Origin of the sequence: Halomonas sp. MMH1-48 (assembly GCF_022348105.1) — a bacterium.
GTDB classification, from domain to species: domain Bacteria; phylum Pseudomonadota; class Gammaproteobacteria; order Pseudomonadales; family Halomonadaceae; genus Vreelandella; species Vreelandella piezotolerans.
This window is the reverse complement of sequence record NZ_JAKRFL010000006.1, coordinates 119671-135782: the sequence shown is the minus strand read 5'-3', so window position 1 is coordinate 135782 and position 16112 is coordinate 119671. Positions and strand designations below refer to the sequence as shown.

General features: G+C 61.1%; 10 protein-coding genes and 2 pseudogenes. 10 read left to right on the top strand and 2 right to left on the bottom strand.

Annotated elements, in window-relative coordinates; all coding sequences use genetic code 11:
- Positions 1-61: 61 nt before the first annotated feature.
- Positions 62-1642, bottom strand: coding sequence for a BCCT family transporter (locus MHM37_RS08010; RefSeq protein WP_239296208.1), 1581 nt, complete (start codon positions 1640-1642; stop codon positions 62-64).
- A 243-nt stretch (positions 1643-1885) separates the two neighbouring features.
- Here MHM37_RS08010 and MHM37_RS08005 point away from each other — a divergent pair.
- The 3 genes and pseudogenes from MHM37_RS08005 to MHM37_RS07995 form a co-directional block, all read left to right on the top strand.
- A pseudogene (locus MHM37_RS08005) lies at positions 1886-2599 on the top strand (alcohol dehydrogenase catalytic domain-containing protein); the annotation flags it as partial.
- A 613-nt stretch (positions 2600-3212) separates the two neighbouring features.
- Positions 3213-4493: a group II intron reverse transcriptase/maturase gene (ltrA, locus tag MHM37_RS08000; RefSeq protein WP_023006382.1), complete on the top strand. Its 1281-nt coding sequence runs from the start codon at positions 3213-3215 to the stop codon at positions 4491-4493.
- Between the two features lie 89 nt (positions 4494-4582).
- A pseudogene (locus MHM37_RS07995) lies at positions 4583-5059 on the top strand (formaldehyde dehydrogenase, glutathione-independent); the annotation flags it as partial.
- 215 nt (positions 5060-5274) lie between these two features.
- Here MHM37_RS07995 and MHM37_RS07990 read toward each other — a convergent pair.
- The gene (locus MHM37_RS07990) at positions 5275-6561 is read right to left on the bottom strand and encodes an aromatic ring-hydroxylating dioxygenase subunit alpha (RefSeq protein ID WP_153842382.1); all 1287 of its coding nucleotides are present in this window, start codon (positions 6559-6561) and stop codon (positions 5275-5277) included.
- Positions 6562-6922: 361 nt separating this feature from the next.
- Here MHM37_RS07990 and MHM37_RS07985 point away from each other — a divergent pair, with 361 nt between their 5' ends.
- The 7 genes from MHM37_RS07985 (at position 6923) to purU (ending at position 15987) form a co-directional block, all read left to right on the top strand.
- Positions 6923-8029: a hybrid-cluster NAD(P)-dependent oxidoreductase gene (locus tag MHM37_RS07985; protein WP_153842383.1), complete on the top strand. Its 1107-nt coding sequence runs from the start codon at positions 6923-6925 to the stop codon at positions 8027-8029.
- Positions 8030-8412: 383 nt separating this feature from the next.
- Positions 8413-9726, top strand: a complete 1314-nt coding sequence (gene glyA, locus MHM37_RS07980) for a serine hydroxymethyltransferase (RefSeq protein ID WP_275437300.1) — start codon at positions 8413-8415, stop codon at positions 9724-9726.
- A gap of 47 nt (positions 9727-9773) precedes the next feature.
- On the top strand, positions 9774-11024 hold the full coding sequence (locus MHM37_RS07975) for a sarcosine oxidase subunit beta family protein (RefSeq protein WP_239296210.1): 1251 nt from the start codon (positions 9774-9776) through the stop codon (positions 11022-11024).
- Between the two features lie 24 nt (positions 11025-11048).
- A complete protein-coding gene (locus tag MHM37_RS07970) occupies positions 11049-11390 on the top strand; it encodes a sarcosine oxidase subunit delta (RefSeq protein ID WP_139525521.1) in 342 nt (113 codons plus the stop codon).
- Positions 11387-14437: a sarcosine oxidase subunit alpha family protein gene (locus tag MHM37_RS07965; RefSeq protein WP_239296212.1), complete on the top strand. Its 3051-nt coding sequence runs from the start codon at positions 11387-11389 to the stop codon at positions 14435-14437. Before MHM37_RS07970 ends, MHM37_RS07965 begins: the two co-directional genes overlap by 4 nt.
- Positions 14430-15062 (top strand): sarcosine oxidase subunit gamma family protein, encoded by a 633-nt coding sequence (locus MHM37_RS07960; protein ID WP_139525523.1) that lies wholly within the window; start codon positions 14430-14432, stop codon positions 15060-15062. Before MHM37_RS07965 ends, MHM37_RS07960 begins: the two co-directional genes overlap by 8 nt.
- 58 nt (positions 15063-15120) lie before the next feature.
- Positions 15121-15987, top strand: a complete 867-nt coding sequence (purU, locus tag MHM37_RS07955; RefSeq protein ID WP_239296214.1) for a formyltetrahydrofolate deformylase — start codon at positions 15121-15123, stop codon at positions 15985-15987.
- The last annotated feature ends 125 nt before the right edge of the window (positions 15988-16112 follow it).

The window sequence follows — 16112 nt, the reverse complement described above, 5'->3', positions numbered from 1 at the left end:
CCGCAAAACGAACGGGGCGCCATCTGCATGGCGCCCCGTCGTTGGCGGTGACTTGACCCGATCAGACGGCGGCGTTAGGCACCGCTTGCGTCTGTTTCCACTCTTTGTGAAGTCCTTTGTAGAGGCTGAAGCACATCAGCAGCAGCACGATGGTGAAGGGGAGCCCGGTGGCGACTGCACCCGCCTGCAGTGCCGTGAGGGCAGTACTTCCCCCACCATAGAGCAGGGCGCCTGCAATGACGCCCTCCAGCGTGGCCCAAAAGACACGCTGGCTCCTGGGCGCGTCGGTCTTGCCGCCCGCGGTGATGTTGTCGATGACCAATGAGCCGGAGTCCGATGAGGTGATGAAGAACACCAGCACCAGCACGATGGCCAGCGTCGAAGTGATACTGGTCAGGGGCAACTGCTCCAGCATGTGGAACATGGCAAGCGAAACGTCACTGATGCCGTTGGCCAACTCGCCGACCCCGTTGGTCGCTTGCGAGAGCGCCGTGCCGCCAAAGGTGCTCATCCAGACCAGCGTGACCAGCGTTGGCACTAACAGTACCGCAATCAAAAACTCACGAACCGTGCGTCCCTTGGAGACGCGAGCGATGAACATGCCGACGAACGGTGACCAGGAGATCCACCACGCCCAGTAGAAGATGGTCCAGCCGTGGTACCAGGTGTCATCCTCGCGGCCGATCCAGTTCGACAGCGGCAGAAGATAGCTGGCGTAGTCCACTGCGGTGGTGCCGATACCCGTCAGGATCATCAGGGTCGGGCCCGCGACGACCACGAACAGCAGTAGCGCCGCCGCAATGACCATGTTGATGTTGGAAAACAGCTTGACACCGCCATCGATGCCCCGCCATACCGAGATCAGCGCGATGACCGTGACCACGACGATGATCGCCAGCTGGGTGCCAATGGTATTGGGCACGTCGAACAGGTAAGTGAGGCCGCCTGCCGCCTGGGTCGCGCCAAACCCGAGCGAGGTCGCCAATCCGAAGATGGTGGCCAGTACGGCGAGAATGTCGATGACATGGCCAGCCCAGCCGCGGGTACGCTCGCCCAGAATGGGGTAAAAGGCGGAGCGCAGCGTCAGCGGCAGTCCTTTGTTATAGGCAAAAAACGCCAGCGAAAGCGCGACGACGGCATAGATGGCCCACGGATGTAGTCCCCAGTGGAACATGGTCGCGCCCATGGCGGCGCTGGCGCCCTCCGGCGTGCCTGCGGGCGCGTTGAGGGGGGTGCCGTACCAGTCGGTGTAATAGGCCACCGGTTCGGCGACGCTCCAGAACATCAGGCCGATCCCCATGCCCGCTGCGAACAACATGGCAAACCAGGAGGTGCGTGAGTACTCCGGTTTGGCATCTTTGCCGCCCAAGCGAATTCGGCCGAGGGGTAAGCAGATCAGTATCAGGCAGAAGACCACGAAAACGTTACCCGCCACCATGAAGAGCCAGTCGAAATGCTCGATCGACCAGTTCTTGGCGAGACCCAATTGTGCGTTCGCTGCGTCTGGATAGACCAGCGCATAGATAATGAAGAGCAGGATGGCGAGAGCGGAGAGTGGGAAGACGGGGTTATGGAAGTCCAACCCCAGTATCTGTGTGTTGTCCTGTCCAGGCGACAGAACGGGATCATCGTCGTTGTTCATCGCGTTTCCTTTTAGGTTGTTGTAGTGCGTCGAGCAGGATAGGCACCGCCGACGTCAGAAATTGTTGAGCGTGTTCGCAGCGGGAAGTATCTCGAAAGCGACCTCTACCTATTCATCCTGACGGGCATGTCTCGAATAGACATGTGGATGCCTTTTTGGAGCAAGTCTCGGGGTGGCGAAGGGATAGTGTGAAAAAGCGCCATTCACGCTATGCACAACAACAAGCAGCGACAGGAGTCATCCATGAGTGCAGCCAATCGCGGAGTCGTCTATAAGGGCCCAGGTGAAGTCGCCGTCGAATCTATTGCATATCCTGAGCTTGCGCTGGGGAATCGCAAATGTGAGCACGGTGTCATTCTTAAAGTCGTGACCACCAACATCTGTGGCAGTGACCAGCACATGGTTAGGGGGCGCACTACGGCGCCTACGGGCCTGGTGTTGGGACACGAAATCACCGGGCTGGTGATCGAGACCGGTCGCGACGTCGAGTTCATCAAGCCGGGCGACTTGGTGTCTGTGCCGTTCAACATCGCTTGCGGCCGCTGTCGTAACTGTAAATCCGGCAAGACCGGCATCTGCCTCAACGTCAATCCGTCGCGTCCAGGCGCTGCCTATGGCTACGTGGACATGGGCGGTTGGGTAGGCGGCCAGACGGAGTACGTCATGGTGCCCTATGCCGACTTCAACCTGTTGAAGTTCCCGGATGCCGATCAGGCCATGGAGAAGATCAAGGATCTGACGCTGCTCTCCGATATCTTCCCTACCGGTTTTCACGGCTGCGTAACGGCCGGCGTCGGCCCGGGCAGTACCGTCTATATCGCGGGCGCGGGACCGGTGGGGCTCGCCGCTGCGGTATCCGCTCAGCTGCTGGGCGCGGCCTGCGTGATCGTTGGCGACATGATCGAAGAGCGCTTGGCTCAGGCCCGCAGCTTCGGTTGTGAAACCATCGATTTGAGTGCGCCAGGCAAAGCCTGGACATCCGGGAAACCGAGAAGGTGGAAAGGATGTCGTGAAACCCAGTGGGTGAAAGTCCCACCCGGCCAAGGCTAGCCACCAGCCGGCAGCGAGTGTTGCGTGGTGTCGGGTAACCGCCGCTGCGAAGCGTACACAGCGAGTGGATAGGCCGTGTGATAGAGCCCCGAAATTGTGGTAGTGGCAGTCGCCGACAGTTTTCAAATGCTGGAAGGCAACACGACCCTGCCGTATGGCTTGGCAGGGAAGGGCCGCCGGGGTCGAAGAGCAGGGCATGTCCATACAGGGGTTTCCCAGGAACCTGGGAGGCCCGTCCTTCTCCTCTGAACGACAAAGGTACAGGCATGGGGCTGCCTGCGGCGAAAGCTCCCGGTCCGGTGCTGTCGTGCCTGACGGTACCGGAAGCAAACAACAGGCACTCAGGGGGTACGGCCAGGCGACCATAAGGAGCCAGCCGGATGGAAGGGCGGGAGTCGGAGTCGCTCATAGTACCGAAGAAGGCGGGGAACCTACTCGACGGGACCCGCTGGAGGGAAGGGGCGGCCAATCATCAGAACTGCACGAGGGCAACATGACAGGTGCACAGGAACCTGAGGTCATGTCCACGAAACAAGTGCGGATAGCAGCGCTGGCAGAGCGCTTTCCGCAGCGTGCCTTCACGTCACTGGCGCATCATATCGACGCCCAGTGGCTGAGGACGGCCTACCTGATGACGCGCCGTGACGGCGCCGTCGGGATCGACGGCCAGACGGCGGACGACTTCGCGCGCGACTTCGAGGCTAACGTCCAGCGTCTGCTGGAAGCGGCCAAGAGCGGTCGCTACCGGGCGCCGCCGGTGCGGCGCGTCAATATTCCCAAGGGAGACGGGCGCTCCACACGGCCGATTGGCATTCCTACCTTCGAAGACAAGGTCCTGCAACGTGCCGTGGTGGCCCTGCTGGAGCCGCTCTATGAGCATGATTTTCACGAGTGCTCGTATGGTTTCCGGCCGGGGCGCTCGGCGCATCAGGCCATCGGAACGGTGAGGAATGGCCTGATGTCGATGGGCGGAGGCTGGGTCATTGATCTGGACATCAAAGCCTTCTTCGACACGATCGACCACCAGCACCTGCGTGCGTTTCTGCAGCAACGAGTGAAGGACGGCGTGATCCTCCGCCTGATCGGCAAGTGGCTCAAGGCCGGGGTATTGGACGCCGGGCAATGGCAGAAGGGCGAGATAGGCAGCCCACAAGGGGGTGTGATTTCCCCCTTGCTGGCGAATGTCTACCTCCACTACGTGCTGGATGAGTGGTTTGAGCAAGACGTCAAACCACGCCTGCGCGGACGAGCATTCTCGGTGCGCTTCGCCGATGATGCCGTGCTCGCCTTCAGCAACGAAGCTGATGCCCGCAAGGTGCTGGAGGTACTGGCCAAGCGCTTTGCGCGCTTCGGCCTTACCCTGCACCCGACCAAGACTCGGCTGGTACGGTTTCGGCCACATCGCGAGCTACGGGCCGAGACCTTCGACTTCCTGGGCTTTACCTATTACTGGGGGAAGTCCCTGCGTGGACGCTGGATCATCAAGCAGAAAACGGCCAAGGACCGGTTCAAGCGAGGCCTGAAGCGAATTTCGCTGTGGTGCCGAGCCAACCGCCACCTGCCCCTGCGTGATCAGCACCGCCAACTCTGTCGAAAGGTTATGGGGCACTATGCGTACTACGGGATAACCCACAACATCGAGTCTCTGCAACGCTTCCAATACAGGGTTCAGACAACCTGGATCAAGTGGCTCAGGAGGCGATCACAGAGAGGATGGTTCCCGTGGGAGAAGGCAAGGCAACTGTTGCTGACACTCCCGTTACCGCGAGCGAGAATCGTGCACCGAGCGTCCTTCGTGTGAACCTGACGGTTGAGGAGCCGAGTGCGTCAATCGCGCACGCTCGGATCTGTGGGGGGCCGGAACGAGCAATCGTCCGGTCTACCCGACCCCAAGACGGTGACATGGCCGACAAGATCGAGGCGATTCTCGGCGAGCGAGAGGTCGATGCCTTCGTCGACTGCGTGGGGTTCGAAGCCCACGCCTGCGGCTGTAATCACGGCAAAGAGGCGCCCGCCACGGTGCTCAACTCGGCCATGTCGTTGACTCGTGCGGGCGGGCAGATCGGTATTCCCGGTCTGTACGTGACCGAAGATCCAGGCGCGGCTGACGAGGCGGCCAAGCAGGGCGCGTTGAGCATGCGCTTTGGCCTCGGCTGGGCCAAGTCCCACAGCTTCCATACGGGGCAGTGCCCGGTGATGCAGTATCACCGTCCGCTGATGCAGGCGATCCTTTTCGGTAAGGTCAAGATCGCCGATGCGGTCAACGTACAGATGATCGATCTGGATCAGGCGCCCCAGGGCTATGCCGATTTCGATGGCGGTGCGGCCAAGAAATTCGTCATCGATCCCCACGGCAGCGTGGCTTGATCGCAGCAACGCCATAGCATCGGCTAAGGCAACGATCACGAACGGCACTCCACGGAGTGCCGTTTTTGTCGTGGATGGTGTGAGCCCGGCACTCTTTCCTTAGCGCGTATCGAGGCCGTTGAGAGAGTTGTTGAGAGAGTTGTTGAGTGCCCATCAAAAAGCTGGCCCGCGTTTGCGGGCCAGCTGCTGGGTGCCGTGTGGCTCACGCCTATTGATCAACCCTGGGCGAGCTTGAGCGACGGCTGGTCGTTTTCGAGATTCTCTAGCATGCGCGCGGCATACCAGTTGACGAAGTCGATCACGCCGAATTCGTAGGTTTCCGAGTACGGGCCGGGCTGGTAGGCCTTGGAATTGATACCACGCTGGTTCTCTTCCGCCAGCTGGCGATCCTGGTCGTTGGTGGCATCCCATACTTGGCGCAGCCGCTCGGGATCGTAGTCGACCCCCTCTACCGCATCTTTGTGCACCAGCCACTTGGTGGTCACCATGGTTTGCTGAGGGCCAATGGGCAGCACGCGGAACACCACCGCGTGATCGCCCATGAAGTGGTTCCAGGAGTTCGGGAGATGCAGAATGCGCAGCGAGCCCATGTCGGGGCTTTGTAGGCGTCCCATCAGCTTCTGGCTACCCGGTTTGCCATCCATGGTCATGGAGACGATACCGTCCAGCAGCGGTGTGCGGGTGAGGCGATTGCGCTTGCCATGCCGCTTTAGCTGATAAGGAACGCGCTCGGCATCCCAGTCCGCCTGCTTTTTGGCCACCAGCGCCTTGTAGGCGGGGGTGGCGCGGGGGTCGTCGGTATCGTCGAACTCCTGCAGCGAGTTGAGTAGCTCAGGGTGCGACCCGTTGCAGTGGTAGCATTCACGGTTGTTTTCGATCACCAGCTTCCAGTTGGCCTGCTCGACGATGGTGGACTCGACGGCCACCTTGACGTTATCCATCTGGTAGGGTTCGAGGTAGTGATCCAGGGTGGCGAGGAACTCATCGAACGCGGGCGGTTGTTCGCTCAAGTTGATGAAGATGAAACCGCCCGCCGTCTCTGCGTGGACCGGCTTGAGGCCGAACTGTTTGAGATCGAACTGGCTGCCCATTTCGCTGCCTGCGAACAGCAGGCGGCCGTCGAGCTCGTACGTCCACTGGTGGTAGGGGCAGACCAGCTTGGCGACCTTGCCTTTTTCTTTCAAACACAGACGCGAGCCGCGATGGCGGCAGACGTTGTGAAAGGCGTGAATGGTGCCGCCGTCGCCACGGACGATGACGATTGGGTTATCGCCGATGTCCAGGGTCATGAAGTTGCCCTTGGCGGGAATTTCGCAGGTCATGCCCGCAAACAGCCACTCTTTCTCGAACACTTCTTGCATGTCGAGCGCAAACAGCCGGGCATCGTTGTAAAACGGCTGCGGGAGCGAATAGGTCGTTTCGCGGGTTCGCAGCATTTGGGCCGTTGCCTCGCGCGCCGCTGCCAGCGGGTCTTCCATCATGTTCAACACACTTTTTTGCATACCAGTATCCTCGTGAACCACCGCTTTCCTGTTGAGGGCTGCGAGTCGGCCGTTAGTCAAGATCGTTTGTCTTGTTGTTGTGCTGCGTAACCTGGCGTTTTGTTCGACTGTGGTGCGATGTCTGTGGCTGATTGTGTTGCAGACGACCGTGGGCGAGTTATCCAGCCGCGACATACGGTGACGCAGTGGCGACTAAAAAAGTGATTTCTAAACGAGAGAGAGTGGCGCGAGGTAAGTGCGCGTCGCTGTCAGGTAAGTCTGCTGGGTTGGGCATCCCCAGAATGCTCGTCAACGGTACTGGTCGTGCAGCGACACGATCCGGTGATGCACAGCGATGAAGGCCGGTCAGGCAGAGGCGATAATGACAACCAATTTTTTCAATCCGGTCACGACCCAAACCTGGACCAACGGCCGTCACCAGGTGCGCTGCGTCAAGGTGATACAGGAAACGCAGGATGTGCGTACGTTCTGTTTCATGGCCGAGCAGCCGGTGATGTTCTTCTTCAAGCCCGGTCAGTTCGTCACGCTTGAGCTAGAGATCGACGGCCAGCCCGTCATGCGCTCGTATACGATCTCCAGCTCGCCCTCCATTCCCTATAGTTTTTCCATCACCGTCAAGCAGGTGCCGGGTGGCAAGGTCTCCAACTGGCTGCACGCCAACCTGAGGGTGGGTGATGAGTTGGTGGTGCACGGGCCGGTCGGTAACTTCAACTCCATCGATTTTCCCGCCGAGAAAGTCCTGTTCCTCTCCGGCGGTGTGGGTATCACCCCGCTAATGTCCATGACCCGCTGGCTGTTCGATACCAACGCCAGCGTCGACGTCGAGTTCGTACACAGCGCCCGCGCGCCTCGCGATGTCATCTACCATCGCGAGCTGGTGCACATGTTCTCGCGCATTCCTGAATTCAAGCTGCACATCATTTGTGAGAACAAAGACGATATCGGTGAAGCCTGGGCCGGTTACCGTGGCTACCTGACCAAGCCGCTGTTCGAACTCATCGTGCCGGACTTCATGGAGCGAGAGATTTTCTGCTGTGGCCCGACGCCCTACATGAATGCCATCAAGAATATTCTTCGTGCCAACGGCTTCGACATGAACCACTACCACGAAGAGTCGTTCGGTGCCACGCCGGTGGAGGTGCGCGAAGAGGTGCTCGAGCTTGCCGAGCAGGCCGAGGTCGCGGCCGAGCAGATCGACACCAGCGAGCTACACAGTATCGAGTTCGCCAGCTCCGGGAAAAGCGTTCGTATCCAACCCAGTGAGACGGTTCATGAAGCGGCCGCGAAGCTCGGTCTGCACATACCCAAGGCGTGCGGTATGGGTATTTGCGGCACCTGTCGGGTGGCGCTCAAGTCCGGTGACGTCGAGATGGAGCATAACGGCGGCATCACCGAGGAGGATGTCGAAGAGGGTTATATCTTGTCGTGCTGCAGTCGCCCGAAAGGCAACTTGGTGGTCGATTTCTAGCCATCGCGCGACGCTTTGATGTGCTTCTAACGCCCTGAACGGCTACTGACCGTTCGGGGCGTTTTGCTTGTTTTACGAGCCTGGCGATGGCGGGGAGTGGCCGGTAATTGGCGTGTTGGCGACGTTCGAGGTGGGGATGCCCACTGCGTAAAAGGCGCTGGACAAGACGATGTGTAGGGGCCGATGCAGCTCGTCTGGCTAAATGCCGAGCATGTCGCAAATGCATCCCCTGGTGACGTCGGTAAGCATCTTGGCGGTACCAACCAGCGATAGTATCGCCGTAACAACACGTGATAGCGCTCTAGCCCATGGTGGCCAAAGGCTCATCAGTATTGAACGCACTGCATGATAGTGAATAACAAGTGACGAATGAGGAGGCGATGATGCTTCAGAATAATTTTTCCCCCCGTGCCCGATTAGCCCAGTACGATACGCTGCTCGCCGAAGCCATGACCGAAGAAACGGCACGCCAGGAAGCGCATATCGAATTGATCGCCTCCGAAAACTACACCAGCAAGGTCGTCATGGAGGCCCAGGGGTCTCAGCTCACCAATAAGTACGCGGAGGGGTATCCGGGCCGCCGCTACTACGGTGGCTGCGAATACGTCGACAAAGTCGAAGCGCTCGCCATCGAGCGTGCCTGTGATCTGTTCAGCGCCAACTACGCCAACGTTCAGCCGCACTCCGGCGCCCAGGCCAACGCCGCGGTCTTCATGGCCCTGGTCTCTCCGGGTGATACCGTGCTGGGCATGAGCCTGGCCCACGGCGGCCACCTGACCCACGGTGCCGCGCCCAACTTCTCCGGCAAGCACTACAACGCCGTGCAGTATGGTCTCAAACCGGAGACCGGCGAGATCGATTACGAAGAGATGGAGCGTTTGGCCCGCGAGCACCGCCCCAAGATGATCATCGCAGGCTTCTCGGCCTACTCCCGCGTGGTGGACTGGCGGCGTTTTCGCGCCATCGCCGACGAAGTGGGCGCTTACCTGATGGTCGATATGGCCCACGTGGCGGGTCTGGTCGCGGCGGGTTTGTATCCCAGTCCCGTGCCCTACGCTCACGTCGTGACCACGACGACCCACAAGACGCTGCGCGGCCCCCGCGGCGGGCTGATTCTCTCGGCAGACGGTGACGAGTCACTCTACAAGAAGCTCAATGGCGCCGTCTTTCCCGGCCAGCAAGGCGGCCCACTCATGCACGTGATCGCGGCCAAGGCCGTGGCCTTCAAAGAGGCGATGAATCAGGACTTCGTGCGCTACCAGCAGAAGGTGATCGATAACGCCAAAGCGATGGCGGCCGTATTCGTCGAGCGCGGCTACGACGTGGTGTCTGGCGGCACCGACGACCATCTCTTCCTCGTGTCGCTGATTCGCCAGGGCATCACCGGTAAAGACGCGGATGCGGCCTTGGGTCGTGCGCACATTACGGTCAATAAAAACACCGTTCCCAACGATCCGCAAAGCCCCTTCGTGACCTCTGGCTTGCGTATTGGCACGCCCGCAGTCACTACGCGCGGATTCGATGCCGACGAGTGTGCCGAACTTGCGGAATGGATTTGCGACATTCTCGATGAGCTGGCCGCCGGCGTGGATACCACTCATATCGAAAGCCGGGTGCGTGCCAACGTGGCCGAGGTGGGTGCTCGTCACCCGGTGTATGGCGCTGCCGTTACTGAATCCGTCGAATCCATTGCTTGAATCGGCTTGCCGGCAGGGCCCGGCGCGGCTGAACTAAGGAGACCACTATGCAACGCTATTCCGGCTTCGGCCTGGTCAAGCACGCGCTGAGCCAGCATGAGAACTGGGAGCGCCAATGGCGCAATCCCACGCCCAAGAAACAGTACGATGTGATTATCGTCGGTGGCGGCGGCCATGGTTTGGCCACGGCTTACTACTTAGCCAAAGAGTTCGGCGTCAAGAACGTCGCGGTGATCGAAAAAGGCTGGTTGGGCGGTGGCAATACCGCGCGTAATACCACCATCGTGCGTTCCAACTACTTGTGGGACGAGGCGGCGGCGCTTTACGAACACGCCATGAAACTGTGGGAAGGGCTCTCCCAGGATCTCAACTACAACGTCATGTTCTCGCAGCGGGGCGTGCTCAACCTGGGGCACACGCTGCAGGACATGCGCGATATCCAGCGCCGGGTGAATGCCAACCGCCTCAACGGTATCGACGGTGAAGTATTGGATGCCAAGGGCGTGCAAGCGCTGGTGCCCATCATGGACTGCTCCAAGAACGCCCGCTATCCGGTCATGGGTGCCTCCTGGCAGCCGCGTGCCGGTGTGGCTCGCCACGATGCCGTGGCCTGGGGCTACGCCCGGGGTGCCGATGCTCACGGCGTGGACATCCTTCAGCAGACCGAAGTCACCGGCTTCAAGATCCGTGACGGCAAGATCTACGGCGTGCACACCAATCGTGGTGACATCGAGGCCAAGACCGTGGGCTGCGTGGCCGCCGGTAACTCCAGCGTGTTGGCCAAGATGGCGGGCTTCAACTTGCCGCTGGAGTCCCATCCGCTGCAGGCGTTGGTCTCCGAGCCGATCAAGCCGATTCTCGACACCGTCGTGATGTCCAACCACGTCCACGGCTATGTCAGCCAATCCGACAAGGGGGATTTGGTGATCGGTGCGGGTATCGACGGCTACAACGGCTACGGCCAGCGCGGCAGCTACCCGACCGTGGAGCATACGCTCCAAGCGATCGTCGAGATGTTCCCGATCTTCTCTCGGGTGCGCATGAACCGTCAGTGGGGCGGTATCGTGGATACCTGTCCGGACGCCTGCCCGATCATTTCCAAGACGCCGGTCAAAGGCCTCTACTTCAACTGCGGTTGGGGCACCGGCGGCTTCAAAGCGACCACGGGGTCGGGGCACGTTTTCGCTGCCAGCCTCGCCAAAGGGGAGATGCATCCGATTGCCGAGCCGTTCTCCATGTTCCGCTTCCACAGCGGTGCACTGATCGACGAACACGGCGCTGCCGGTGTGGCCCACTAGGGTTTGTAAGCGAGGAGAATTCGCATGTTCTATATCTATTGCCCTTACTGCGGCGAACACCGTGAAGAAGAGGAGTTTCACCCCAAGGGTCAGGCGCACATCGAGCGTCCCAAACAGCCCGAGGAGTGCAGCGACGAAGAGTGGGGAGACTATCTGTTCTTCCGCGACAATCCGCGCGGCGTGCACCACGAAATGTGGGTGCATGCAGTGGGGTGCCGTAAGTTCTTCAACGTCACGCGTCACACGGTGAGCTACGAAATTCTCGAGACCTACAAGATGGGTGAGCAGCCGTCGATCACGGCCGAGAGCCAGACAGCGCCTCGCGAAGCGGTCGCGGAGAGTCGTCCAGAAGGAGTGCGGGCATGAGCCAGTCCAAGCAACAAGCCTACCGCCTTGACACTGGCGGCCGTATCGATCGCTCACGCACGCTGAGCTTCACCTTCAATGGCCAGCGTTATCAAGGCCAGGCAGGAGATACCCTGGCGTCAGCCCTGTTGGCCAACGGTGTCGATATCGTCAATCGCAGCTTCAAATACTCACGGCCCCGCGGCATCGTGGCGGCGGGAGCCGAAGAGCCCAATGCCATCGTGCAGCTAGGCAGCAGCGAAGCGGCCCAGGTGCCTAACGTGCGTGCGACCCAGCAGGCGCTGTTCGACGGCTTGACCGCCCGCAGCACCAACGGCTGGCCGAACGTGCAGCGCGACATGATGGGGCTGGTGGGCAAGATCGGCGGTCAGTTCATGCCGCCCGGCTTCTACTACAAGACTTTCATGGCCCCGGCGTCGATGTGGATGACGTATGAAAAGTACATCCGCAAGGCGGCGGGACTGGGCCGCAGCCCCCTGGAGAACGATCCGGACAGCTACGACCACCTCCACCAGCACTGCGACGTGCTGGTGGTGGGCGCCGGTGCGGCAGGCCTGTCGGCCGCCCTGGCAGCGGCACGCAGCGGTGCGCGAGTGATCGTCGCCGACGAGCAAGAGGAAATGGGCGGATCGCTGCTGGATACCCGTGAGATGCTGGCAGGCAACCCCGCCGATCAGTGGGTCGCCCAGGTACTCGACGAACTGGCGGGCTGTGACAACGTCACGCTGCTCCCGCGCACCACGGCGAACGGCTACCACGACCATAACTTCGTCACGCTGCACGAGCGGCGTACCGAGCATCTGGGGGAGACCGCGCCGGTGGTCCACGGCCATCGCCCGGTGCGCTCGCGCATGCATCGCGTACGCGCCGGTCAGGTCATCTTGGCCACGGGCGCCCATGAGCGGCCGCTGGTCTATGCCGGTAACGACATTCCCGGCAACCTGCTGGCCGGGGCCGTGTCCACCTATATCCGTCGCTATGGCGTGGTGCCCGGTCGCCGTTTGGTGCTCTCCACCAGCAATGACTACGGCTATCGCGCGGCTCTCGATTGGAAAGAGGCGGGCCATGACGTGGTAGCGATCGTCGATGCTCGCGAAGCACCGAAGGGCGATTGGATCGACGCTGCTCGCGCCCAGGGTATCAAGATCGTCACCGGCAGTGCCGTGATCGAGGCCAAAGGCAGCAACCGGGTCACCGCGGCGCGCGTCGCCCCTATCGATATCGACGCGTTCAAGGTGAACGGCGCGGTGCAAGAGCTAGCTTGCGATACCATCGCCAGCTCCGGCGGGTACAGCCCCGTGATTCACTTGGCGTCTCATACGGGCGCGCGGCCGACCTGGCGTGACGAGATCATCGGTTTCGTGCCGGGGCTCGTGAAAGGCGTCCAGGCCTGCGGCGGTGCCAACGGCACCTATGCCTTGGGTGACGTGCTCGCGGCGGGCATCGAAGCGGGCATCAAGGCAGCGGCGGCCATGGGTAAAACCACCCAGGTCGTCAATGCGCCCAGCGTCGAGCCGTTGCAGCAGGGCCAGGCGGTGGCGCTGTTCCAAGTGCCCCACGAGAAAGCGACGACGCGTGCGCCGAAGCAGTTCGTCGATCTGCAGAACGACGTGACGGCGGCCGGTATCGAGCTGGCGACCCGCGAGGGCTTCGAGTCCATCGAGCATGTCAAGCGCTACACCGCCATGGGCTTCGGTACCGACCAGGGCAAGCTGGGTAACATCAACGGCATGGCGATTGCGGCCCGCTGCCTGAGACGCTCGATTCCTGAGGTCGGCACCACGGTCTTCCGTCCCAACTATACCCCGGTGACGTTTGGCGCCATCGTCGGTCGACACTGCCGCGAACTCTTCGATCCTGAGCGCTACACGGCGCTGCATCAGTGGCACGTCGAGCGCGGCGCCGAATTCGAGGACGTCGGCCAGTGGAAGCGGCCGTGGTACTACCCGCAGAAGGTCAATGGCAAAACCGAAACGATGCATGAGGCCGTGGCGCGTGAGTGCCTGGCGGTGCGCGAAAAGGTCGGCATCCTCGACGCCTCGACGCTGGGCAAGATCGACATTCAAGGCCCCGACGCCCGTGAGTTTCTGGCGCGGGTCTATACCAACAAATGGGAAAAACTGGCGGTGGGCAAGTGCCGCTACGGCTTGATGTGTAAAGACGACGGGATGGTGACCGACGACGGCGTCACGAGCTGTCTGGCCGAGAACCATTTCCTGATGACCACCACGACCGGCGGCGCGGCGGCCATTCTCGAGTGGCTGGAGCTGTGGCATCAAACCGAGTGGCCGGAGCTGGACGTCTACTTCACCTCGGTGACCGACCACTGGGCCACGATGACCGTCACCGGTCCCGAGGCGCGCAAGCTGCTCTCCGAGATCACCGACATCGATCTCGATCGGGACGGCTTCAAGTTCATGGAGTGGCGCTCTGGCAAGGTGGCCGACGTACCGGCGCGGGTATTCCGCATCTCCTTCACCGGCGAGCTGACCTTCGAGATCAACGTCCAGGCCAACTACGCCATGCACGTATGGCAAACGCTGTTCAAACATGGTGAAAAGTATGGCCTGACGCCCTACGGCACCGAAACCATGCACGTGCTGCGCGCTGAAAAGGGCTTCATCATCGTGGGGCAGGAGACCGATGGCTCGGTGACGCCAGAAGATCTGGGCATGCACTGGTGCGTCGGCTACGACAAGCCGTTTTCCTGGATTGGCAAGCGGGCGCTGACGCGTAGCGACACCAAGCGTGAGAATCGTAAGCAGCTGGTGGGGCTCAGGCCGAAGGATCCCAAGGTCGTCCTCGAAGAAGGGGCGCAGATCGTGTTCGATCCGAATCACGCGATCCCCATGCCCATGGCAGGGCACGTGACCTCCAGCTACTACAGTCCGACGCTGGGCGCAGGGTTTGCCCTTGCCGTGGTCAAAGGCGGCCTTAGGAAGATGGGAGAGACGGTCTATCTCCCCATGGCCGACGGCCAAACCCACGAAGCCGAAATCGTCAGCTCCGTTTTCTACGACCCGAAGGGAGAGCGCCAGAATGTCTAATGCGGCCACTTTTGACACCCGTACCGATACCGCTGTCCCAGTGGAGTCTCCGCTCGCCTACAGCTACCGGCGCAGCGGCGCCCCACGGGGCAGCAGTTATCGGCTGAAAATACGCGAACGTGCAATGCTCGGCCATCTGGTGCTGCGCGGAGGTGCCATCGTGCTCGACGAAGCGGTGCGCGACGTGCTAGGCATTGGCTTGCCGGGGCGCCCGCAGGCGCTAGTGCACGATGCCAGCGGCGAGCGCTCCATTCAGTGGCTCTCCCCGGACGAGTGGCTGGTGATCGTGCCCGGTGGCGAGGAGTATCCGCTGGAAACCAAGCTGCGCGAGCGTCTGGCGGATGCGCACTTCGCCATCAGCGACGTCAGCGGCGGGCAGACCCTGCTCGAACTCACCGGCGAGGCGGCCCGAGAGCTGTTGATGAAAACGGTGGTCTACGACGTCCATCCCAGCCATTTTCCTGTCGGCAAGGGGGTGACGACCGTCTTCGCCAAGGCGACCGTCAATCTACGTCGCCCCAGTGAAGAGTGCTGGGAGCTCGTGATACGCCGTAGCTTCGCCGACTACTCCTACCGCTGGTTGCTGGATGCAGCCGCCGAGTATGGCGTTCACGTAGAACAATGAGCGGACCCGCCGGAACGGTGTTCCGGCGGTGATCGTCTGCCCCATCGAGAGACACATTATGAGCCGAATGAGCGATACCTGGATTCTTGCCGCCCAGTGCCCGAGCCGTTTGGGAACGGTCGACGTCGTGACGCGCTTTTTGAAAGAGCAGCAGTGCTACATCACCGAGTTGAACTCGTTCGATGATCGGTTGGGTGGACGCTTCTTCATCCGCGCCGAGTTTCGTCCGGAGTGCGATGCGTTCGACGAAGCGCGCTTCGACGCTGATTTCCTGGCCAGGGCGCGGGAATTCGACATGCAGTTCGAACTGACCGCGCCGGGCAAGCGCACTGGGGCCGTCATCATGGTCTCCAAAGCCGATCACTGCCTGAACGATCTGCTTTACCGCTATCGCACGGGGCAGCTGGCGCTGGATATCAAAGCCGTGGTCTCCAACCATCCTGACCTGGAGCCGCTGGCGGCGTGGCACGGCTTGCCCTACTACTATCTGCCGATCACGCCCGAAACGAAGCTACAGCAGGAAGCCCAGATACGCGACATCATCGCCGAGACCGACGCCGAACTCGTGGTGCTGGCCCGCTACATGCAAGTGCTGTCTCCCACCATGTGCGAGTTGCTGGCGGGACGCGCCATCAATATCCATCACTCGCTGCTGCCCGGCTTCAAAGGGGCCAAACCCTACCACCAGGCCTACGAAAAAGGCGTCAAGCTGGTGGGTGCCACGGCGCACTATATCAACAACGACCTCGACGAGGGCCCGATCATCGCCCAAGGGGTCGAGCCGGTCGATCATACGCACTATCCCGAAGACCTGGTGGCCAAGGGGCGTGATATCGAGTGTTTGACCCTGGCAAGGGCGATTAGCTACCACTTGGAGCGCCGCGTGTTTTTCTACTCGGGTCGCACGGTGGTGTTCGGTAACTGATACGTTGACGGGCGCTCGCCGAGCCCCCGTCTTGGCTTGCCAGTGACACCTTGCCCAATCAAGACGTCGAACGGCGTACACGCCGTTCGACACCGACCGTCGTTTTAACCATCGTTCGTTCACTC

Bases quoted from the DNA above. Each gene is read 5' to 3' on its own strand.
- MHM37_RS08010 (WP_239296208.1), bottom strand. From the start codon at position 1,642: ATGAACAACGACGATGATCCCGTTCTGTCGCCTGGACAGGACAACACA.
- ltrA (WP_023006382.1), top strand. From the start codon at position 3,213: ATGTCCACGAAACAAGTGCGGATAGCAGCGCTGGCAGAGCGCTTTCCG.
- MHM37_RS07990 (WP_153842382.1), bottom strand. From the start codon at position 6,561: ATGCAAAAAAGTGTGTTGAACATGATGGAAGACCCGCTGGCAGCGGCG.
- MHM37_RS07985 (WP_153842383.1), top strand. From the start codon at position 6,923: ATGACAACCAATTTTTTCAATCCGGTCACGACCCAAACCTGGACCAAC.
- glyA (WP_275437300.1), top strand. From the start codon at position 8,413: ATGCTTCAGAATAATTTTTCCCCCCGTGCCCGATTAGCCCAGTACGAT.
- MHM37_RS07975 (WP_239296210.1), top strand. From the start codon at position 9,774: ATGCAACGCTATTCCGGCTTCGGCCTGGTCAAGCACGCGCTGAGCCAG.
- MHM37_RS07970 (WP_139525521.1), top strand. From the start codon at position 11,049: ATGTTCTATATCTATTGCCCTTACTGCGGCGAACACCGTGAAGAAGAG.
- MHM37_RS07965 (WP_239296212.1), top strand. From the start codon at position 11,387: ATGAGCCAGTCCAAGCAACAAGCCTACCGCCTTGACACTGGCGGCCGT.
- MHM37_RS07960 (WP_139525523.1), top strand. From the start codon at position 14,430: ATGTCTAATGCGGCCACTTTTGACACCCGTACCGATACCGCTGTCCCA.
- purU (WP_239296214.1), top strand. From the start codon at position 15,121: ATGAGCCGAATGAGCGATACCTGGATTCTTGCCGCCCAGTGCCCGAGC.